Origin of the sequence: Hydrogenophaga sp., from assembly GCF_018780075.1 — a bacterium.
GTDB lineage: Bacteria > Pseudomonadota > Gammaproteobacteria > Burkholderiales > Burkholderiaceae_C > Hydrogenophaga.
Genome location: NZ_JADMKB010000132.1, coordinates 20891 through 41723 on the forward strand (window position 1 = coordinate 20891; position 20833 = coordinate 41723).

General features: G+C 61.8%; 21 protein-coding genes and 2 pseudogenes. 3 read left to right on the forward strand and 20 right to left on the reverse strand.

What is annotated here, in order from left to right; translation table 11 throughout:
* Nucleotides 1–6: 6 nt before the first annotated feature.
* The 8 genes and pseudogenes from pheS to aceA form a co-directional block, all read right to left on the reverse strand.
* Complete coding sequence (pheS, locus tag IV088_RS21110; protein WP_291105930.1) at nucleotides 7–1059, reverse strand: phenylalanine--tRNA ligase subunit alpha; 1053 nt, start codon at nucleotides 1057–1059, stop codon at nucleotides 7–9.
* Between the two features lie 128 nt (nucleotides 1060–1187).
* Nucleotides 1188–1547 (reverse strand): 50S ribosomal protein L20, encoded by a 360-nt coding sequence (rplT, locus tag IV088_RS21115; RefSeq protein WP_066151478.1) that lies wholly within the window; start codon nucleotides 1545–1547, stop codon nucleotides 1188–1190.
* Nucleotides 1548–1571: 24 nt separating this feature from the next.
* The gene (rpmI, locus tag IV088_RS21120; RefSeq protein WP_066151481.1) at nucleotides 1572–1775 is read right to left on the reverse strand and encodes a 50S ribosomal protein L35; all 204 of its coding nucleotides are present in this window, start codon (nucleotides 1773–1775) and stop codon (nucleotides 1572–1574) included.
* Between the two features lie 179 nt (nucleotides 1776–1954).
* A complete protein-coding gene (gene infC / locus IV088_RS21125) occupies nucleotides 1955–2620 on the reverse strand; it encodes a translation initiation factor IF-3 (protein WP_291106000.1) in 666 nt (221 codons plus the stop codon).
* Between the two features lie 52 nt (nucleotides 2621–2672).
* Entirely contained in the window at nucleotides 2673–4580 is a 1908-nt protein-coding gene (gene thrS, locus IV088_RS21130; RefSeq protein WP_291105932.1) for a threonine--tRNA ligase, read from the reverse strand.
* Between the two features lie 473 nt (nucleotides 4581–5053).
* Nucleotides 5054–5185 (reverse strand): annotated as a pseudogene (locus IV088_RS21135) (IS3 family transposase); the annotation flags it as partial.
* A gap of 235 nt (nucleotides 5186–5420) precedes the next feature.
* Nucleotides 5421–5816, reverse strand: a complete 396-nt coding sequence (locus IV088_RS21140; RefSeq protein WP_291105934.1) for a DUF4189 domain-containing protein — start codon at nucleotides 5814–5816, stop codon at nucleotides 5421–5423.
* Nucleotides 5817–6089: 273 nt separating this feature from the next.
* A complete protein-coding gene (gene aceA / locus IV088_RS21145; protein WP_291105935.1) occupies nucleotides 6090–7421 on the reverse strand; it encodes an isocitrate lyase in 1332 nt (443 codons plus the stop codon).
* 301 nt (nucleotides 7422–7722) lie between these two features.
* Between aceA and IV088_RS21150 the strand changes: the two genes are divergently transcribed.
* Nucleotides 7723–8664 carry a DMT family transporter gene (locus IV088_RS21150; RefSeq protein ID WP_291105937.1) on the forward strand — a complete coding sequence of 314 codons (942 nt, stop codon included), beginning with the start codon at nucleotides 7723–7725 and terminating at the stop codon, nucleotides 8662–8664.
* Here the strand turns inward: IV088_RS21150 and IV088_RS21155 are convergent, their stop codons facing one another.
* Both IV088_RS21155 and hemN read right to left on the reverse strand, forming a co-directional pair.
* The gene (locus IV088_RS21155) at nucleotides 8665–9336 is read right to left on the reverse strand and encodes a sulfite exporter TauE/SafE family protein (RefSeq protein ID WP_291105938.1); all 672 of its coding nucleotides are present in this window, start codon (nucleotides 9334–9336) and stop codon (nucleotides 8665–8667) included.
* Between the two features lie 121 nt (nucleotides 9337–9457).
* Nucleotides 9458–10837, reverse strand: coding sequence for an oxygen-independent coproporphyrinogen III oxidase (hemN, locus tag IV088_RS21160; RefSeq protein WP_291105939.1), 1380 nt, complete (start codon nucleotides 10835–10837; stop codon nucleotides 9458–9460).
* Nucleotides 10838–11013: 176 nt separating this feature from the next.
* On the opposite strand from hemN, the gene fnr reads away from it, so the two are divergent.
* The gene (gene fnr / locus IV088_RS21165; protein WP_236965033.1) at nucleotides 11014–11733 is read left to right on the forward strand and encodes a fumarate/nitrate reduction transcriptional regulator Fnr; all 720 of its coding nucleotides are present in this window, start codon (nucleotides 11014–11016) and stop codon (nucleotides 11731–11733) included.
* A gap of 66 nt (nucleotides 11734–11799) precedes the next feature.
* On the opposite strand, the gene IV088_RS21170 is transcribed toward fnr, so the two are convergent.
* The 10 genes and pseudogenes from IV088_RS21170 to IV088_RS21215 form a co-directional block, all read right to left on the reverse strand.
* Nucleotides 11800–12093 carry a hypothetical protein gene (locus tag IV088_RS21170; RefSeq protein ID WP_291105941.1) on the reverse strand — a complete coding sequence of 98 codons (294 nt, stop codon included), beginning with the start codon at nucleotides 12091–12093 and terminating at the stop codon, nucleotides 11800–11802.
* A gap of 73 nt (nucleotides 12094–12166) precedes the next feature.
* On the reverse strand, nucleotides 12167–12469 hold the full coding sequence (locus IV088_RS21175) for a nitrogen fixation protein FixH (protein ID WP_291105943.1): 303 nt from the start codon (nucleotides 12467–12469) through the stop codon (nucleotides 12167–12169).
* Between the two features lie 35 nt (nucleotides 12470–12504).
* Nucleotides 12505–13932: a cytochrome c oxidase accessory protein CcoG gene (gene ccoG, locus IV088_RS21180; protein ID WP_291105944.1), complete on the reverse strand. Its 1428-nt coding sequence runs from the start codon at nucleotides 13930–13932 to the stop codon at nucleotides 12505–12507.
* Nucleotides 13933–14036: 104 nt separating this feature from the next.
* Nucleotides 14037–14945, reverse strand: a complete 909-nt coding sequence (gene ccoP / locus IV088_RS21185) for a cytochrome-c oxidase, cbb3-type subunit III (protein ID WP_291105945.1) — start codon at nucleotides 14943–14945, stop codon at nucleotides 14037–14039.
* Between the two features lie 27 nt (nucleotides 14946–14972).
* The gene (locus IV088_RS21190) at nucleotides 14973–15110 is read right to left on the reverse strand and encodes a cbb3-type cytochrome c oxidase subunit 3 (RefSeq protein WP_291105947.1); all 138 of its coding nucleotides are present in this window, start codon (nucleotides 15108–15110) and stop codon (nucleotides 14973–14975) included.
* 14 nt (nucleotides 15111–15124) lie between these two features.
* Nucleotides 15125–15424, reverse strand: coding sequence for an OmpA family protein (locus IV088_RS21195; protein WP_291106002.1), 300 nt, complete (start codon nucleotides 15422–15424; stop codon nucleotides 15125–15127).
* A gap of 111 nt (nucleotides 15425–15535) precedes the next feature.
* Nucleotides 15536–16147, reverse strand: a pseudogene (ccoO, locus tag IV088_RS21200) (cytochrome-c oxidase, cbb3-type subunit II); the annotation flags it as partial.
* A gap of 13 nt (nucleotides 16148–16160) precedes the next feature.
* Nucleotides 16161–17606 (reverse strand): cytochrome-c oxidase, cbb3-type subunit I, encoded by a 1446-nt coding sequence (ccoN, locus tag IV088_RS21205; RefSeq protein ID WP_291105948.1) that lies wholly within the window; start codon nucleotides 17604–17606, stop codon nucleotides 16161–16163.
* Nucleotides 17607–17673: 67 nt separating this feature from the next.
* Nucleotides 17674–17811, reverse strand: coding sequence for a cbb3-type cytochrome oxidase assembly protein CcoS (ccoS, locus tag IV088_RS21210; protein WP_236965026.1), 138 nt, complete (start codon nucleotides 17809–17811; stop codon nucleotides 17674–17676).
* 39 nt (nucleotides 17812–17850) lie between these two features.
* Nucleotides 17851–20145: a cation-translocating P-type ATPase gene (locus tag IV088_RS21215; protein WP_291105949.1), complete on the reverse strand. Its 2295-nt coding sequence runs from the start codon at nucleotides 20143–20145 to the stop codon at nucleotides 17851–17853.
* 238 nt (nucleotides 20146–20383) lie between these two features.
* On the opposite strand from IV088_RS21215, the gene IV088_RS21220 reads away from it, so the two are divergent.
* Complete coding sequence (locus IV088_RS21220; protein WP_236965024.1) at nucleotides 20384–20827, forward strand: universal stress protein; 444 nt, start codon at nucleotides 20384–20386, stop codon at nucleotides 20825–20827.
* The last annotated feature ends 6 nt before the right edge of the window (nucleotides 20828–20833 follow it).

Sequence of the window (20833 nt, forward strand, 5' to 3'; positions counted from 1 at the left end):
AAGTGATCAAGCGAACTGACGCAAGAAACGGATATCGCCGTCGAAGAAGAGGCGCAGGTCGTTCACGCCATAGCGCAGCATGGTCAGGCGGTCCGGCCCCATGCCGAAGGCGAAGCCGATATAGCGTTCGGGGTCCAGACCCATGTTGCGCACCACATTCGGGTGCACCTCACCGGAGCCCGCCACCTCCAGCCAGCGACCGGCCAACGGGCCGCTCTGAAACTGGATGTCGATCTCGGCACTGGGTTCGGTGAACGGAAAAAAGCTGGGACGGAAACGCAGCACCAGGTCGTCGCTTTCGAAGAACGTGCGGCAGAAATCGGTGAACACGACCTTCAGGTCCTTGAAGCTCACGTTCTCGCCGATCCACAGGCCTTCGCACTGATGAAACATGGGCGAATGCGTGGCATCGCTGTCCACACGGTAGGTGCGGCCCGGCGCAATGACGCGGATCTCGGGCATGGGCAAACCAGCGTCCAGCGCGGCGCGGTGTCGCTTGACGTGCTGAACCGCATGACGGATCTGCATGGGGCTGGTGTGGGTTCGCAACAAGTTCGGCGCTTTATCGCTGCCGCCTTCCACGTAAAAAGTGTCGTGCATCGAACGCGCCGGGTGATCCTCAGGCGTGTTCAATGCAGTGAAGTTGAACCAGTCGGATTCGATCTCGGGGCCTTCGGCGACCTCAAAACCCTGTGAACTGAAGATGGCCTCAATGCGCTCCAGCGTCAGGCTCACAGGATGCAGGCCACCCTGCCCGCGCTGACGGCCAGGCAGGCTCACGTCCAGCGCTTCGGCCTTGAGTTGGGTTTCGAGTTCGGCATCCGCCAGCGCCTGGCGACGATCGTTCAGCGCCGCCTCAATGGCCTGCTTGGCCACGTTGATCGCCGCACCGCGGGTCTTCTTTTCTTCGACCGGCAGGGCCGCCATGCCCTTCATCAGCTCGGTGATGCGGCCCGACTTGCCCAGATACAGGGCCTTGGTGTTTTCCAGATCGGCCGGGGTGGCGGCTTGCGCGAAGCCAGCGCGGGCGCTGTCAACCAGTGCGTCCAACTCGTTCATGTGTGTTCAGGATTGGGCAAAACAAAAAAAGGGGTTGAGAGCACCGAGGGAATCCCTCAAGCCTCAACCCCTTTGAGCGACGGGAAACCACTTTCACCCTTGCGGGCAACCGTGGCCTCCGCCGTGAATCAAGCGGCCAGCTTGGCTTTGACTTGCTCCACGATGCTGTTGAAAGCAGCAACGTCGTTGACGGCCAGATCGGCCAGGACCTTGCGGTCGATCTCGATCTGGGCCTTCTTCAGGCCGTTGGCGAACTGGCTGTACGTCAGGCCGCAAGCACGTGCACCGGCGTTGATACGCGCGATCCACAGCTGACGAAAGACGCGCTTCTTGGTACGGCGGTCGCGGTAGGCGTATTGCCCAGCCTTCATCACCGCCTGTTTGGCGATGCGGAAGACGTTACCGCGGCGACCGCGAAAGCCCTTTGCAAGGGCGAGAACTTTTTTGTGACGGGCGCGTGCCGTTACACCACGTTTGACGCGAGGCATGTGTAGCTCCTTGTTCGTCGTTGATCAAATGCCCATGCCGGGCAGCATCTGCGCCATGTGACCCATATTGGTCTCATGGACAGTCACCGCACCACGCAGATGGCGCTTGTTCTTGGTGGTCTTCTTGGTCAGGATGTGACGTTTGAAGGCTTGACCGCGCTTGACGGTGCCACCGGGACGAACGCGAAAACGCTTCTTCGCGCTGCTCTTGGTCTTCATTTTGGGCATCTTCATGCTCCTTTTCATTTGTGCTCGTGAGGCGCCGCGAACCTTCCGCGGACTTGTTGGCCCCGAGCCACTTTTGATGAAAAGCCTTTCGGCTTCCCAATTCGGCACCACAGCTTCCACCGCAGGCCTCGAACCGGCAGGAGACTACCCTGCCCGTCCAATCTTGTTACTGCACGGTCTCAAGACGCCGAAGACTCGGTGCTTTGCACTGGAGTCTCAGCCTTGGGCGCGCCACCACCAGCTTTCTTGCGCCCTGGTGCGATCATCATGATCATCTGGCGCCCTTCGAGCTTGGGAAACTGCTCGATCACGATCGAATCGGCCAACTCATCGCGGATGCGGTTGAGCAAGGCCAGCCCGAGTTCCTGGTGCGTGATCTCGCGCCCGCGAAAGCGCAGCGTGATCTTGCATTTGTCGCCATCATCCAAGAAGCGCCGAATATTGCGCATCTTGATGTTGTAGTCACCGTCGTCGGTGCCCGGGCGGAACTTGATTTCCTTGATCTCGATGACCGTCTGCTTGGCCTTGGCTTCCGCTGCCTTTTTCTGCTCCTGGTACTTGAACTTGCCGTAGTCCATCAGGCGACACACAGGCGGCACAGCGGTCGCAGCGATTTCAACCAGATCCACGTCCAGCTCACCGGCCATGCGCAGCGCTTCCATCAGACTGACGATGCCCAGCGGCTCGTTCTCGGGGCCGTTGAGGCGAACCTCTGGGGCCATGATTTCACGGTTCAGTCGGTGTGCGCGCTCTTCGCGTTGGCGGCGGTCGCGAAAGTTGGTAGCTATGGTGAATTCCTTTGTGTGGGCAGAAATGACAGATGGGCAACCCCTCGGTCGCCCCATTGCATCTGCGATGTGCGCAGCAGCCGCAAGGGGATCAACCGGATGTTTGAGATCAAACCTTGGATGAAACGTCTGCCGCAATCAATCTGGAAAAGTCTTCCAGCGGCATGACACCGAGGTCTTTGTTACCTCGCGCCCGCACAGCCACGGCGCCAGCTTCTTTCTCTTTGTCGCCCACGACAAGGATGTAAGGCAGCTTTTGCAACGCGTGCTCCCGTATTTTATACGTTATTTTCTCGTTGCGCAGGTCGGTCATGACCCTAAGCCCTTGATTTTGCAGCGATTTGACAATTTCGCGACAGTAATCGGCCTGCGAGTCGGTGATGTTGAGCACCGCGACCTGCACCGGCGCCAGCCAAACGGGCAAGGCGCCGGCGTGCTGCTCGATCAGGATGCCGATGAAACGCTCCAAGCTGCCCACGATGGCGCGGTGCAACATGATGGGGCGGTGGCGTGAGCCATCCTCTCCCACGTACTCGGCATCCAGGCGCTCGGGCAGATTCGGGTCCACCTGAATGGTGCCGCACTGCCACGGACGACCCAGCGCGTCTTTCAGCGTGTACTCGATCTTCGGACCGTAAAAGGCCCCCTCACCCGGCAAATATTCGAAATTGCAGCCGGAGGCCTTCAAGCCCTCTGCCAATGCGGCCTCGGCACGGTCCCAGCTTTCTTCTGTGCCGATGCGCTTTTCTGGCCGGGTGGACAGCTTGTAAATGATGTCGGTGAAGCCGAAGTCCTTGTAGACCTTTTGTAGCAGTGTGGTGAAAGCCACCACCTCAGCCTGAATCTGATCCTCGGTGCAGAAGATGTGGCCGTCGTCCTGGGTAAACGCGCGCACCCGCATGATGCCGTGAAGCCCGCCCGAGGGCTCGTTGCGATGGCACTGGCCGAACTCGCCAAAACGCAGCGGAAGATCACGGTAGCTCTTAATGCCCTGCTTGAAGATGATGATGTGACCCGGACAGTTCATCGGCTTCAAGGCGTAATCGCGCTTTTCCGACTCGGTCACGAACATGTTCTCACGGTACTTGTCCCAGTGGCCGGTCTTCTCCCACAAGCCCTGATCCAGGATCTGCGGACCCTTGACCTCCTGGTAACCGTTGTCGCGATACACCTTGCGCATGTACTGCTCAACCTCTTGCCAAACCGTCCACCCCTTGGGGTGCCAGAACACCGTCCCTGGCGAGTATTCGTCAATGTGAAACAGATCCAGCTCACGACCCAGCTTGCGGTGATCGCGCTTCTCCGCCTCTTCCAGCATCGTCAGGTACTGCTGCAACTCGTCTTTGGTCGCCCAAGCCGTGCCGTAGATGCGCTGCAGCATCTCGTTGCGATGATCGCCGCGCCAGTAGGCACCGGCCACTTTCATCAGCTTGAAATGCTTGAGCTTGCCGGTGCTGGGCACGTGCGGGCCACGACACAGGTCTTCAAAAGCGCCTTCGCGGTACAGCGACACGTCTTCGTTGCTCGGGATGCTGGCGATGATTTCGGCCTTGTAGTGCTCACCCAGGCCTTTGAAATAGGCAACAGCCTCATCGCGTGGCAGCACGCGACGCACGACCGGCTCATCCTTGCCCGCCAGCTCGGTCATGCGTTTTTCGATCGCCACCAAATCTTCGGGCGTGAAGGGGCGTTTGTATGAAAAGTCGTAAAAGAAGCCGTGCTCGATCACAGGACCGATGGTCACCTGGGCGTCGGGAAACAGCTCTTTCACCGCATATGCCAGCAAGTGGGCTGTGGAGTGACGGATGACCTCCAGGCCATCGGCGTCCTTGGCGGTGACGATGGACAGCGGGCTGTCGGAAGTGATCAGAAAACTGGTGTCCACCACCTTGCCATTGATCTTCCCAGCCAAGGCGGCCTTCGCCAGCCCGGCGCCGATGGAAGCAGCGACCTCAGCCACTGTGACCGGACCGGGAAATTCGCGTTGTGAACCGTCGGGAAGCGTGATGTGAAGCATGGGAAGTCCAGAAACAAAAAAGCGCGGCAAGGGCCGCGCTGAAGATGGAGAAGAAAAGGAACGGGCAGGCGCGAACTGCAGACCTCAATAAGTCAAAGACATCGTCTTCGTAGTTCGCGGTGTCATAACCAGACTTGCCTTTCTCACTCTTGCATGATCTAAAGCGGTAATTTTCCCATAAAAATGCGTTCACCCCACTGCGTCAATGCATCAGTCGTCACTCCATCTACCGACCGATACAGATTCTTCAAACGTCGTGAACCGAAAACGCCACCACAAGCTGGCCGCGAAACGAAGCGAGTCACCCGTGTTCAAGGCGATGCCATCTGATTTTCCACAAGATGCCCAAGTTGCCTGAGGTCAGCAAGCTGACCCTGCGCCCGATCCAGTACCGCTTGGAAGCAGAGATTTCCGGCCCCTCTAAGATCGTCATCGAATCCCATTGCCAGCAAAGTTCGGTGGGGTGGCCCAGCCTCGCGTTTGAGGCTTTGTCCAACGTCGATGGCCAGACACTCCCGTGTGAACAGATCGACCACCGTCAGCGTCCGCAACTCAAGCCTATCGAACAACGCATCAGCGACGAAGTCCGTGCTCCAGATTTCGTTCATGGCGTGCGCCAGTTGCTTGGGCTGACGCAGCTGTGCTGCCTTGTTGCGCCAATAGCTGACGCCCCCGGATGATCATAGGCACGTTGTGAATGCCGGAGCGCCCGAGCCTGGCTTGTCCAAGCAGGAGTGGGCAAACCCGCCCCAACCTGAACCCGGTTGGCCCCGAAAAGGCGAAAAAAAACCGAGGAGCTCTCGGGTTTTTTGCTTCAAGCCACCACAGGCGGCCAGCGCGTCAGTTGCACTGCGTTTCCAGCCAACCGGGGATTTCACACGAAACCCCGCCCTTGGCAATGCACTGGGACAAGGCGCGGGAATCAGCAACCTCTTTGGAGCTCGCGCTGCCCACCCCCCACACGCCATTGCCAGCAGCCCACGCAGCCGAACCGCAGGTCCCGTTGCCGGAAAACTCCAGGACCACAGCACAGCCTGCGCCACTGTCGTCCGCGCATTTGTCGACCACATCGCTGTTGGCTTCAGGCTGTGACGTGTAGTTGACCACGATCGCCCCATAACCGTTCGACGTGTTGACGGCAATGGCACCCCTTGCAGTCGTGTCACCACCGCCACCACAAGCCGCCAAAGCCGCCGCGATGGACAGCGCAGACACCCATTTCCAATTGATCAACACTTGAATCTCTCCTGTTTGTGACGGGCGGGCATGCCAGCCCAGATCGGCAAATACGCCAACGGCGTCTAGTCTATCGCCGGGCAACAACGCTGCCTGTATGAAATTGGCGACACACGCCAGCCCCCGTCGTGGTGCGCGCGGCAACGGTTGTGCGCCGCAATGCTCACAAAAACGGAATGGCCCCTGGAGCACCGCAGCGCTCAGGGGCCATATCGCAAGTTGCTGCACAGGACGCGCCAGCGGACCAGCGCACACCCGCAGCAGCGCGCTATCTCAGTGGAACTGCTCTTCTTCGGTCGAGCCGGTGAGGGCCTTCACACTGGAAGAACCACCCTGGATCACGGTGGTCACGTCGTCAAAATAACCCGCGCCCACCTCCTGCTGGTGCGAGACAAAGGTGTAGCCCTTGTCGCGAGCGGCGAATTCCTGCTCCTGCACCATCTCCGTGTAGTGCTTCATGCCTTCACCACGGGCGTAAGCGTGGGCGAACTGGAAGGTGTTGAACCAGTTGATGTGAATGCCGGCCAGCGTAATGAACTGGTAGCGGTAGCCCAGAGCGGCCAGGTCTTCCTGGAAGGAAGCGATCTGCTTGTCATCCAGGTTCTTCTTCCAGTTGAAAGAAGGCGAGCAGTTGTAGGACAGCAGCTTGCCAGGGCAGGCGGCTTGCACAGCCTGCGCGAATTCGCGGGCAAAGCCGATGTCGGGCACGCCGGTCTCGCACCACACCAGGTCGGCGTAGGGGGCGTAGGCCACACCGCGGCTGATGGCTTGCTCCAGGCCATTCTTGACACGGTAGAAGCCTTCTTGCGTGCGCTCACCGGTCAGGAACGGCTTGTCGTTGGCGTCGTGGTCGCTGGTGATCAGGTTGGCGGCTTCAGCATCGGTACGGGCCAACACGATGGTGGAAACACCCATCACGTCGGCAGCGAAGCGGGCAGCGATCAGTTTTTCGCAAGCCTCCTGCGTGGGCACGAGCACCTTGCCACCCATGTGGCCACACTTCTTCACGGCGGCCAGCTGGTCCTCGAAGTGAACGCCAGCGGCACCGGCGGCGATCATGTTCTTCATCAGTTCGAAGGCATTGAGCACGCCACCGAAACCGGCTTCAGCATCGGCCACGATGGGCAGGAAATAGTCCACGAAATCGCTGGAGCCTGGCTCGATGCCACGGCCCCACTGGATTTCGTCGGCGCGCTTGAAGGTGTTGTTGATGCGGCGGACCATGGTCGGCACCGAGTCGTAGGCGTACAGCGACTGGTCGGGGTACATGGTCTCGCTGGTGTTGCCGTCGGCGGCGACCTGCCAGCCCGACAGATACACGGCTTCCAGACCAGCCTTGGCCTGCTGCATGGCCTGGCCGGCGGTGATGGCACCGAAGGCGTTGACGTAGCCCTTCTTGGCGCCGCCGTTGACCTTGTCCCACAGCTTTTCGGCGCCGCGCTTGGCCAGCGTGTGCTCGATCTGCATGCTGCCGCGCAGCCGCACGACGTCAGCGGCAGAGTAGCCGCGCTTGACACCCTTCCAGCGGGGGTTGGTGGCCCAGTCTTTTTCCAGGGCGTCGATCTGCTGTTGGCGGCTGAGTTGTTCGGTAAGGGACTGGGGCATTTGAACTCTCCATGAGGTTGAAAGAAGGGGGCTGGCAGCGCCCGCCTGCAAACGGGATGCTGATGGGCCTACTTTAAGTCTTATAGAAGACTTTTTAAAGCTCTTATGTCTTATATAAGACAAAAAAAGTTTTGTTTTAAATCAACAAGATTTAAGCAGAATGCCGCATTATGGAATAATTTTTCTTGTATCAAGAAAATTTCTTGCAACGCAACATTTCCGTTTTTCATATTAAGAAAACATGTTCTCTCATGCCGAAAGTGGGCGGCCCTGAAACCCTGATGAGGCATGATCGCCCCCCATGACCGATCCGAGCAACACCTCCCCGCATGGCCCACGGTGGATGGCCTACCTGAGTTTGGCTCTGAGTATGTCGCTGGTCGGCGGCTACGTTGCGCTGTCGAAACCGCTGGTGGCGGTGTTCCCCGTGTTTCTGCTGGCCTGGCTTCGTTTTGGCATCGGCGGTGTGGCCATGCTCCGCTGGCTGCTCAAGCCGCCGGACGAACCTGCCTGGAGCCCACACACCCGGCGCCTGCTCTTTCTCGAATCCTTCCTGGGCAACTTCCTTTTCTCCATCTGCATGCTGTTCGGTGTCGGCCTGACCACCGCCGTGGCCGCGGGGGTGGTGATGTCGTCCATCCCCGCTGTGGTCGCGGTGCTGAGCAGGGTGTTCCTCAAGGAGCGCATCGGCAAGCGCACCATGGGCGGCATCGTCTGTGCCGCCATCGGGATCGGGCTGTTCTCGCTGCAGAAAGACGCCAACACCCATGCAGCGGGGCGCCCCGGGCCGCTGGGTCTGGATCTTCAGGTGTGGGGCAACCTGCTGGTGTTTGCCGCCGTGGTGTGCGAAGCGTCCTATGTGGTCATTGGCAAGCGACTCACGGAAGGCCTGGGTCCCAAACGCATCTCGGCCATCATCAATCTGTGGGGCTTTGCGCTGGTCACGCCACTGGGCATCTGGGCCGCGTGGCGCTTCGATTTCGGCGCCGTGCGTTTTGACATTTGGGGTCTGCTGGTGTTTTATGCGCTGGCTGCGAGCGTCTGGACGGTGTGGCTCTGGATGACCGGACTGAAAACCATTCCAGCCTCCAAGGCCGGTGTGTTTGCCGTGATGCTGCCCATCAGCGCGGCAGCCATCGGCGTGGTTTTCATGGGTGAGCGGCTCACGCCCCTTCAACTGCTGGCGTTCGGCATCGCCCTGTTGGGCTTGTTGCTTGCCACCTTGCCCAGCCGAAAGGCCTGATCAGGCACACCACAGCCCGGTGGGGTTGGTGATGCCCATCCAGAGCGCCCAGCCCGAGGTGGCCGCCAAGGCCAGCCCAGCGAGGCGAATGCCCCAGGCACCCGAACGGCCACCACGCAAACGCAGCAAGAGCCACGGCCCGGCGGTCAAAGAGATGGAGGTGCCCGCCGAAAAGAGCGCCATGATGAGTGCGCCCTCCATCGCGTTGGCGGAGAGCGAGGCGACCAACAACGCCGAGTACAGCAAGCCGCAAGGCATCAAGGCCCAGGCCACACCCAGCACCACAGGCGCCTTGCCGCCGAGCCGGCCGAGCACGGGGCGCACCTTGCGCCAGACATTCTGACCCAGCCCCTCCAGCCACGCGGGCTGCCTGGCCTGCCAGATCAGCACTGCACCCAGCAGCAACGCCGCCACATGAAACATCGTCCAGACCGGACGGATGACGGCCGTGTTGGTGCCCAACCAGGCCAGCCCCTGCACGGACCCGGCAGCAAACGCACCAAAGAGCGCGTAGCCCAGCATGCGGCTGGCCTGAAACGACCACAGCGCTTGCGTGCTGCGCTCACCTGCGGCGCGGCCAATGCCCGCACACGCGGCCCCACACATGGCCACGCAGTGCGGGCCACCGGCCAGCCCCATGAACAGGGCCGTGATCGCCATGGAAGTCTGCATCTCGGAACTCTAGCAGGCGGAAAAGAAATGGGCGCTGGAAGTCCACACAAGCGCCATGCGTGTGGAGCGCTTGACCGCGCTCGCAGCGAGCATGGACCGCGGCGCCAACGACCGCTTCAAGTCAGATGATTTTGGAGAAGCGGGCCCGGTCCTGATCCACTTGAAGGTTCTTGTCAAACACCATCGCAATGGCGCGCACCAGATACCAGCCTGTGGCAGTGACCTGCACACCCGACTCGTCAATGCTCACCAGCCCCTGCTCGGCAAAGCCGGCCAAGACTTCCAGTTCGCGGGCAAAGTACTTTTTGCAATCGATGAGATGCCCCAGGTTGATGGGCTCGTACTGCAACTGCCCCTGACACATCAAGGACATGATGACGGACCTGCGCAGCAGGTCGTCGCGCGTGAGCGCCAGGCCGCGAACGATCGGCAACCGGCCCTGATCCAGCGCGTCGTAGTAGTCCTCGATCGTCTTGGCGTTCTGGCTGTAGGTCGCGCCGATGCGTCCGATGGCCGACACACCCAGGGCGATGAGATCGCAGTCGGGCTGCGTGCTGTAGCCCTGGAAATTGCGGTGCAGGCGCCCCTGCCGCTTGGCCACCGCCAAGGCATCGGTGGGCAGTGCAAAGTGATCCATCCCGACATACACGTAGCCGGCTTCGCTCATGGCATCCAGCGAGGCCGAGAGCATGGACAGCTTGTCCCCGGGGCTGGGCAGTTCTGCCGCGATGATGCGGCGCTGCGGCTTGAAACGCGAAGGAAGGTGGGCGTAGGCGTACAGCGCAATGCGGTCCGGGCGCAGCTGGTTGACCTGTGCCAGCGTGCGGGAAAACGACTCCGGCGTTTGCAGCGGCAGGCCGTAGATCAGGTCCACGTTCACCGATTCGAAGCCGATCTTGCGGGCGGTCTCCACCAGCTCAAACACCTGTTCGGCGGGCTGTACCCGGTGCACGGCCTTTTGCACCGCAGGATCGAAGTCCTGCACGCCAAAGCTCAAGCGATTGAACCCAAGTCGCGCGAGGGTCTGCAAACGCTGGCCTGTCACCGTGCGGGGATCCACCTCGATCGAGTACTCCCCCCCCGGCACCAGCGTGAAGTTGCGACGGATCATCGCCATCAGGTCTTCGAGCTCGGCATCCGACAGGAAGGTCGGCGTCCCGCCACCGAGGTGCAGCTGGGACACGCTGTGGCCCTTTCCGAAGTGCTGCACTTGCAGATCGACCTCGCGTGAAAGGTAGCGCAGGTACTCCGCCGCCCGCTCGTGGTGCTTGGTGATCACCTTGTTGCAGGCACAGTAGTAACAAACCGATTCGCAAAACGGCACGTGCACGTACAGCGAGAGCGGCAAGGCCATCGAGCCCGCCCGCCGCTGCTCCAGGGCCTGGATGTAGTCGGCTTCGGTGAAGGCTTCCACAAACCGATCAGCCGTCGGGTACGACGTGTAGCGCGGTCCAGGGACATCGAACCGCTTGAGCAATTCGTCAGAAATGGCGTGACTCACAGGCAATTCTCCAATGCAGAAGTTGAATGTGCCCCAAGCGCCCACCCGAGCCCTTGATCAAGATCAAGGGCGCATGACGGCCAAGGGTTTCTGCTGACTGACGCCAGCGAAACGAATGGGTACATCGACAGCGGCGACACCCATGCGTTAAGCTTCGGCCCAATTGCGGGATATTTATGGACATTCAAAGCATCAAAGTCGCCTGTTCCAGCTGCAATTTGCGGGAGCTGTGCTTGCCCATGGGCCTGAACCCCAACGAAATGGACAAGCTTGACAACGTCATTTCAGCCCGTCGGCGCGTCAAACGGGGCTCGGCCTTGTTCAACACCGGCGACAAGTTCACCTCCCTCTACGCCGTCCGTTCGGGTTTCTTCAAAACCTGCGTGACCACCGCCGATGGCCGGGACCAGGTCACCGGTTTCCAGATGACGGGCGAAATCATCGGCCTGGACGGCATCGTGAGCGATCGCCACTCGTGTGACGCCATCGCACTGGAGGACGCCGAGGTCTGCATCATGCCTTTCGATCAGGTCGAAGAGTTGTCCCGTGAGTTCACCACCTTGCAGCACCATGTGCACAAGATCATGAGCCGCGAAATCGTGCGAGACCACAGCGTGATGCTGCTGCTGGGCAGCATGCGCGCCGAGGAACGCCTGGCGGCGTTCCTGCTCAACCTGGTGCAGCGCCTGCATGCCCGAGGCTTCTCTCAGTCCGAGTTGGTGCTGCGCATGACGCGCGAAGAAATTGGCAGCTATCTGGGCATGAAGCTGGAAACGGTCAGCCGCACGTTCTCGAAGTTTGTCGAGGAAGGCATCATTGAAGTCAAGCAACGCTACGTGCACATCAAGGACACCGAAGCGCTCAAGCTGATCGTGAATCCACAGACCTGCCGCTGATTTCACCGTTCATAAGAAAACCCCGCCGGACCGCTCCGGCGGGGTTTTCTTTTGGGCTTTTCAATGTCAGCGACAGGCGCCGTTTTGTGCGCAGTCTTTGGGTCGTGCGGCCTCGGGCACCGGGCATCGGTTGACCTCGAAGGGTGACATCGACAACAGGGTGGTCAGCGCACTGGACGCCATGGTGACGCCCCAAAACACAAAAAACGCCAAGGTGTAGACGGCCTGGCGGGAAAGCCCCAGCGGGTTGCCAAACCAGTGCAGATCACCCGGGTCCACCATCGCAAAAACGATCATCTCCAGCACCCCAGCCAACAGAAAGGCCGGCCAGGCAATCCACATCCAGCGCTGTGACCACATGTTCTTGTCTCCTCAGTGTGTGTGAAAGTCGGGTCCAGAAGGTCTTGGCGGCCAGTTCCCCGGCCTGAGCACGCTATTTGGCCGGAGGAGGCTCTGGCAGAGGTGAGGCCGCGTGGTTGCGCGCCTGTTGCGCGGGCTGCAAGGTTTCCAGCGCTTTGGCTTTGGCCTGTCCCTCCAGGGCATGCGCGGCTTTCAGGTCTCGCTCGAAATCGGCCTTGTTGAGCACCGGATCAGCGCCCTTGACCGCGATGATGGCCGTGGCGATGGCAGCGACCACCACCACGAGTGGTCCACCCACCACGAGCCACATGTGGGGCACTTTCCACCATGGGATGGGCAGCGAGGGCTGGGCGGGGCGGGTGTTGGAGGGGTTCATGCGTGGGTGGTCGATGTGGAATGGCGGGTGTCACTTTACCGGGGGATCAGGAACGCGGCTTTTTCTTTCACCTGAGACACATCATCCCCTGTCGAGCGGACATCGAACTGAATGGGATGAGAACCGCTGGAAGCGGCCCCGGGGGGCACCTGCACCCGAATGACGGCAGAACGCACTTCGGTGGGCAGCACCTCCACCTCGCTCTCGGAAGCGATGGTGATGCCAGGCAGCCCGGTGACAGCGATCACATAGCGCTGCGTGGACTCGGTGGCGTTCATGACCTGCAACCTGAACACGTTCTCGATGCGTCCTTGCTCCACCATGCGGGCCAGCGTGCCCCGGTCACGGATCACGTCCACCTTGAGCGGGGTGCGCAGGTACAGACTCACCATCACGGCGGTCGTGATGGCCATCAGGATGCCGGTGTAGACGAGCACGCGCGGGCGCAGACCTCGACGGACCATCTGTGCCGTCGTCCAGCCATTGGCCATGCCGTTCTGCGTCGCGTACTTGACCAGTCCGCGGGGATAGCCCACCTTGTCCATCACCTCGTCACACACGTCAATGCAGGCGCCGCACCCAATGCACTCGTATTGAAGGCCCTTGCGGATGTCGATGCCAGTCGGGCACACTTGCACACACAGCGTGCAATCGACACAGGCGCCCAAGCCCAGCGCCTGGGGATCGGCTTTCTTGGAGCGTGGTCCCCGCGGCTCACCCCGTTTCTCGTCGTAGGTGACGATCATCGTGTCCTTGTCAAACATCGCGCTCTGGAAGCGGGCATAGGGGCACATGTACTTGCACACCTGCTCGCGCATGAAGCCGGCGTTGCCATAGGTGGCAAAGCCATAAAAAAAGATCCAGAAGGTTTGCCAGGGCCCCAGGGAAGCGGCCAGGGAAACCACAGCCAGCTCGCGAATCGGCGTGAAGTACCCGACGAAGGTGAAGCCCGTCCAGAGGGAAAACAGAATCCAGAGCGCGTGCTTGAGCCACTTCTTGCCCAGCTTCTGAGCGGACAGTTCGGCTTTGTCCAGTCGCATGCGGGCGGACCGATCCCCTTCGACCTTCTTCTCGATCCAGAGGAACACCTCGGTGTACACCGTCTGGGGGCAGGCGTAGCCGCACCACAGGCGACCGGCCACGGCCGTGAAAAGGAACAAGGCGAGCGCCGAGATCACCAGCAACCCGGTCAGGTAGATGAAGTCCTGCGGGTACAACACCAGGCCAAAAATGTAAAAGCGGCGGGCTTCAAGATCAAAGAGCACCGCCTGCCGCGCGTTCCACTCCAGCCATGGAAGGCCATAAAACACGATCTGGGTGATCCAGACGGTGAGCCAGCGCCACTTGGAGAACAGGCCCGACACGGATCGGGGGTAGATCTTCTGCCTCGAGGCGTAAAGGGAGACCATCTCCTCATCTTCCGCGGCGCCGCCCTGGGGGTTGCCTGCAGAAACGGGAACCATGGGTTTGTTGGCGTCGGAAGAAGCGGTACTCACAACATGCCTATATCAGTAAATAACACCAAAAGGGACCGCCTTTCGGCGACCCCTTCTCGATCAGGCGCGAATCACTTCGCGGGCTTGTTGGACATGCCCCAGACGTAGGAGGCCAACACATTGATCTGGCTCTCGTTCAGCTTGCCGGCCTGAGCGGGCATCTGGTTGGTGAAGCCATTGTTCACGGCGCGCACGATGGCGTCTTCGCCCCAGCCGTGCAACCAGATTCCATCGGTCAGGTTGGGAGCGCCCATGGCCTGGGTGCCTTTGCCATCCTGCCCGTGACAGGCCGCGCAGGCCGCAAACTTGCCCTTGCCTTGTGAGGCGCGCACCGCATCGTGCGGGCTGCCTGACAGGCTGAGCACGTAGTTCGCCACGTCGCGCACATCTTCAGCGGTGCCCACAGCGGCAGCCATGGGCGGCATCACGCCGATGCGACCGTTGGTGAGCGTGGTCTTGATCACGTCGGGCGAGCCGCCGTGCAGCCAGTCGCCGTCGGCCAAGTTGGGGAAGCCCTTCGCGCCGCGTGCATCGGAACCATGGCACTGAGCGCAGTTGTTCATGAACAAGCGTTCGCCGATGGCCATCGCGGTGGCATCGCCGGCGAGTGCTTCGGGCTTCATGTCCTGGAACTTGGCATAGATGGGCGCGATGGCCTTTTCCACTTTGGCCACTTCGGCGGCATGCTGGCCCTGTGACGTCCAGCCCAGAACGCCCTGGAACTTGCCAAAGGTCGGGTAGAGCACGCCGTAGACCAGCGCGAACACCACGGTCAGGACGAACAGATAGACCCACCACTTGGGCAAGGGGTTGTTCATCTCTTTCAGGTCACCGTCCCAGACGTGCCCGGTCGTGTTGTCGCCGTGTGTCGCGGCCTTGGTGGTGCCGCTGATCCAGAGCAGGACCAGGCAGGCAATGATGCTGACGAGTGTCAGACCGCCCACATAGAGATGCCAGAATTCACTTGTAAAGTCGCTCATGATGTTTCTCTGTTGGGGTGCTGCGGGTTAGTCGTCGTGGAGGGGCAGCCGCGCCGCCTCTTCAAAACCGGCCTGGTTCCGTTTGGACCAGGCCCAGACCACGATGCCCACAAAGGTCAGCATGCTGACCACCGTCACGATGCTGCGCAGGTCGTTGATGTCCATGATGGTGTCCTGCGTTATTGAATGCTGACTTCCACCCGGCGGGCTTCGGGGTTGGCACCACCGCCCTCGGTCGCGGTGGGCTTCACCAGCTCCACCTGAGCAGCGTCTGCGCCCAGGGCCACGAGGGCGTCGCGCACCGCAAAAGCGCGCTTCTTGGCCAGCTCCTGGTTGGTGGCGAGGTCGCCGGTCGAGTCGTGGAAACCGCTCACCTGCAGCTTCTTGCCGTCTTTGGCGGCCTTGGCCGCGTCGGCCAGGGCCTCCGAACCGCCTTGTGCCAGGTCGGCCTTGCCCGAGGCAAAGTAAAACTTGACCATGCCGTTTTCCACCACCACCCGAGCGTCGTCACCAGCGGCAGGGGCTGCAGCAACCACAGGTGCCGTGGCCGCAGCGGGTGCCGCGGCGGCCGCGACCGGCGCCGCCGTGCGGGCGGTTCCGAGCACCTGCAGGTACGCGATCACCGCTTCCATCTGCGTCTTGCCCTTGGTGTCTTCCACCGACTTGGCGATCTCTTCGTCCGAGTAAGGTGCACCCAGGGTGCGCAGCACCTGCATGCGCTTGGGCATGGACTCTGCGTCCACCGTCTTCTCGCCCAGGAAGGGGTAGGCCGGCATGTTGGACTCGGGCACCAGATCACGCGGGTTGTTCAGGTGGATGCGGTGCCATTCGTCGCTGTAGCGGCCACCCACGCGGTGCAGGTCGGGACCCGTGCGCTTGGAACCCCACTGGAACGGGCGGTCGTACACAAACTCGCCCGCCACGGAGTACGGGCCATAACGCAGCGTCTCGGCCTGGAAGGGACGGATCATCTGCGAGTGGCAGTTGTAGCAACCCTCTCCCACATAGACATCGCGACCCGCCAGCTGCAGCGCGGTGTAGGGCTTGAGGCCCTCGATCGGCTGGGTGGTGGATTTCTGGAAAAACAGGGGAACGATTTCGACCAGACCACCGACCGCCACCACCAGCGTGATCAAGACGATCATGAGGAAGTTGTTGGTCTCGATCTTGGCGTGGCCGACAGGAGTTTCGTGTGAAGACATGTTGTTTTGCTCCTCAGGCATGAGCCGGGTTGACGGCGAGCACAGGCACATCCTGCACCCTGCCCTGACGGGTCGTCATGATCACGTTCCACAGCATGATGACCATGCCGCCCAGGTACAGCAGACCACCCAGCAGGCGGATGACATAGAAGGGGAAGGTGGCCTTGACCGATTCAACGAAGGTGTAGGTCAGGCTGCCGTCGGGGTTGACCGAGCGCCACATCAGGCCCTGCATCACGCCGGCGATCCACATCGCGGCGATGTACAGCACGATGCCGATGGTGGCCACCCAGAAGTGGACTTCAATCGCGGGCACCGAATACATCTTCTTCTGGCCGTACAGGCGCGGAATCAGGTAGTACAGCGAACCCATGGACACCAGGCCCACCCAGCCGAGCGCGCCGGAGTGCACGTGGCCCACGGTCCAGTCGGTGTAGTGCGACAGCGCGTTGACGGTCTTGATGGACATCATCGGGCCTTCGAACGTGGACATGCCGTAGAACGACAGGGACACGATCAGGAAGCGCAGGATGGGGTCGTCACGCAGTTTGTGCCAGGCGCCCGACAGGGTCATGATGCCGTTGATCATGCCGCCCCAGCTGGGGGCCAGCAGGATCAGGGAGAACACCATGCCGACCGATTGCGTCCAGTCGGGCAACGCGGTGTAGTGCAGGTGGTGAGGACCCGCCCACATGTAGGTGAAGATCAGCGCCCAGAAGTGGACGATGGACAGGCGGTACGAGTAGACCGGGCGCTCGGCCTGCTTGGGGATGAAGTAGTACATCATGCCCAGGAAGGCGGCCGTCAGGAAGAAGCCCACGGCGTTGTGCCCGTACCACCACTGGATCATCGCGTCCTGCACGCCGGCATAGGCCGAGTAGGAGTGCGTGGCACCGGTCGGGATGGCCAGGTTGTTGAAGATGTGCAGCAGGGCAATGGTGATGATGTAGGCACCAAAGAACCAGTTGGCCACGTAGATGTGCTTCACCTTGCGGGTGCCGACCGTGCCGAAGAACACGATCGCATACGACACCCACACCACGGTGATCAACAGGTCAATCGGCCAGATCAGTTCGGCGTATTCCTTGCCCTGGGTCAGCCCCAGGGGCAACGACACGACGGCCCCCACGATCACCGCGTTCCAGCCCCAGAAGGTGAGCCAGGCGAGCTTGTTGGAAAACAGGTTGGTGTGGCAGGTTCGCTGCACCACGTAGTAGCTGGTCGCAAACAGGACCGACCCACCAAACGCAAAAATCACCGCGTTGGTGTGCAAGGGGCGAAGACGGCCGTAGGTCAGCCATTCAATGCCCATGTTGAGCTCGGGCCAGGTCAACTGGGCCGCAATGATCACCCCCACCAGCATGCCGACCACGCCGTAGATCACGGACATGATGGCAAACCCGCGGACCACACTGTCGTTATAGACCGCCGGCTGGCTGGTCTTTGATGTCACGGACATACACAACTCCTCATTAATGTCACCGGGCAAGTGTCCACATGTAACCTCACAGGTGCCTTGACTTAAGTCAATCGCCCCTCAGAACACGCTCACCTTCACGATCGATGTTGTCAAACTGGCCTGCGTTGAGCGCCCACCAGAAGATGCCGATGATGATGAAAACCAGCACCACCGACACGGGGATCAGCAAATACAAAACGTCCACGGTAAGTCCCTCGAAAAAAATAGGTGGGCCCCACCCCGGTCAGGGGGTGGCAGCCATAGCGTCCGGTGAATGGAGGTCCGGCACAGGCCCCATGTCGCGGGTCAGTCGCAGCGCGTTGGCGATCACCAGCAACGAACTGGCCGCCATGCCCAGACCCGCCAGCCAGGGGGGCATCCAGCCGACCAGCGCCAGCGGCACGCTGACCAGGTTGTAGATCGCCGCCCAGGCGAGGTTCTGCCGCACGATGCGCATGGTGGAGCGTGCCTGCCTGAGCGTCAACACCACGTCCATGACCTTGCCACCTTGAATGACATAGTCCGACTGGGCCTGCGCCAGCGGTGCGGCATGGCCCAGCGCGAACGAGGTGTCGGCCCTGGCGAGCACCGGGCCGTCGTTCAGACCGTCGCCCACCATCGCCAGACGGACACCGCGCGCCTGCAAGGCCACCACCTCGGCCAGCTTCTGCTCGGGTGACGCACCGGCGATCACATGCTCCACACCCACGGCCTGAGCCACCTCCCGCGCCGCGCTCTCACGGTCGCCGGACAACAGCCAGGTGGCCAGGCCCATGCTGCGCAGCGCAGCCACCGCGGCCTGCGCGTCGTCCCTCAGGCCCTCCTGCAGCTCGAAACTCGCCAGCCAGCCATGGCCATCGGCCAGGTGAACCCGCGAACCGCCCTTGTCGCCCTGTGGCCCACGCCGGACCTCCAGCCCGCAAAAGACGGCCGATCCGAGCCTCGCTTCGCCGCCGTTGTCCCAACGGCCCTGCATGCCCTGCCCGGCCGCTTCTGTCACCTCGACCGGCGCGGGTCGTGCCGGCGGCAGCCCCGCCGCGCGAGCCGCCTCGACCAGTGCCCGCGATACCGGGTGCAGCGACCCTGCCGCCAGAGCGGCCGCCAGTGCCAGGGCCTGGTCGCGAGCCACGCCATCCCGCAGGGTCATGCCGCGGAGCACCAGGCGGTCGTGCGTCAGGGTCCCGGTCTTGTCGAACACCACGGCGTTGATCCCCGCCAGGTTCTCGAACGCCTGCAGGCGCCGCACCAGGATGCCGCGCCGCGCCAGCGCACCGGCGGCGCTCAGCATGGCCGCCGGCGTGGCCAGCGACAACGCGCACGGACAGGTCACGATCAACACCGCCACCGCGACCGCCAGGGCCTTGGTGTGATCGATCTGCCACCAGTACCAGAAAGCCAGGGCCGCCGCCGCCAGCACCAGCGCGAGGAACGGCGCAGCGATGCGGTCTGCCAGGACGGCCAGCCGGGGCTTTTCGGTCGAGGCTTTTTCCATGAGCGCCACGATCTGCGCAAACCGCGTGTCACGGCCCAGCCGGATCACCGTCAGCAAGACAGGCCCGGCCAGGTTGAAACTGCCGGCCACCACCGCGTCGCCCGCGTTGCGGGTCACGGGGTGGGATTCGCCCGTGAGCAGGGCTTCATCGACCGTGGCCGACGCACTCAACAAGTCACCGTCGCCCGGGAAGGCCTGACCGGCCTGCACGCGGACCACGTCGCCCACCAGCAGCCGGCGCACCGAGACGGTCTCAAACACGCCCTCGCCCTTCTGCCGGTCGCAGACTTCAGGCAAGCGGTTCATCAGCGCATCCAGCGCACCCGCGGTGCGATCGCGGGCCTTGAGCTCCAGGTAGCGGCCACCCAGCAGGAAAAACACGAACATCGTCAGCGAGTCGAACCAGACCTCCTGCCCCCAGGGGCCAGTCGGATCGAAAGTGGCCGCGGAACTCGCCAGAAAAGCCACGAGGATGCCGATGGACACCGGTGTGTCCATGCCCACACGACCGAGCCGCAGGTCGCGCCACGCGCCCCTGAAAAACGGTCCGCTGGCGAAAAAAACCACCGGGACGCTCAGGATCCAGCTGGCCCAGCGCAGCAGCTGGTCGATGTCGGCCGGGATCTCGCCCGGCACCGTCACGTAGGCCGGGAACGCGTACATCATGACCTGCATGGCACAGAAGCCCGCCACGAACAGGCGCCACAGCGCCTGCCGGGTTTCCTTCAGCCGCTCGCTGATGGACAGGGCCTGCTGCAAGGGCAGCAACCGGTAGCCGGTTTGTCCCACGGCCTGCGCGAGGCTGGAAATGCGGGTCAACGAAGGGTCCCAACGCAAGGTGAGGCGCCGGGTGGCGGCGTGCACCTGGGCGAACTGCACACCGGGCAGGTCCTGCAAGGCGCACTCCACCGTGTCGGCGCAGGCAGCGCAGTACATGCCCTGCACCATCAGCACCGATTCGGCGACCGGGCGACCGTCAATTTCTGAAAATTCGGTGAAATCCTGCTGCTCGACCGGGTCGTCGAGGACCAGGAAATCGTCGGTCACCGTCAACGGACCCCGGTGGATTCCGAACAGATCAGGCTCCGCGCCCGCCCCGCCCGCCGCCACAGGCTCAGACTGGGAGAGCCCAAGCAATGACCCCACCGGGGGCGCGGTGACGGCCTCGTTCATGCCGCGAGGGTAATTCAGGTCAGGTTCCATGGGATTGATTTAAGTCAACCACCCACGGGCGGTCATTGCGTAGCCTAATGCTTCTTCAACAACAACCCACAGGAGAAGAGACATGTACAAGCGCATTCTGGTGGCCACCGACGGCTCCAAACTGTCCAACATGGCGGTTGACCACGCCATTGCCCTGGCCGACATCACCGGCGCCGAAGTGATCGCTCTGAAAGTGGTTCCCCGCTACCCGCAGACCTACTTTGAAGGTGGCGTCGCCCTGGCGGCGGCTGAGGTTGCCCGCATCGAGAAACAATGGAACGACGATGCCATGGAAGCCGTCAACGCGGTGAAGGCCGCGGGCCAGAAAGTGGAAGTGAAGGTCAAGCCGGTGACGGTGAAGTCCGATCTGATCGCAGAAGCCATCATCGCGGCGGCCAAGCGCAACAAGGTGGACCTGATCGTGATGGCCTCGCACGGCCGCAAGGGCATCAAGCGCCTGCTGCTGGGCAGCGAGACGCAGCAGGTGCTGACGCACTCGCACATCCCTGTGCTCGTGCTCCGTTAGTCCCCC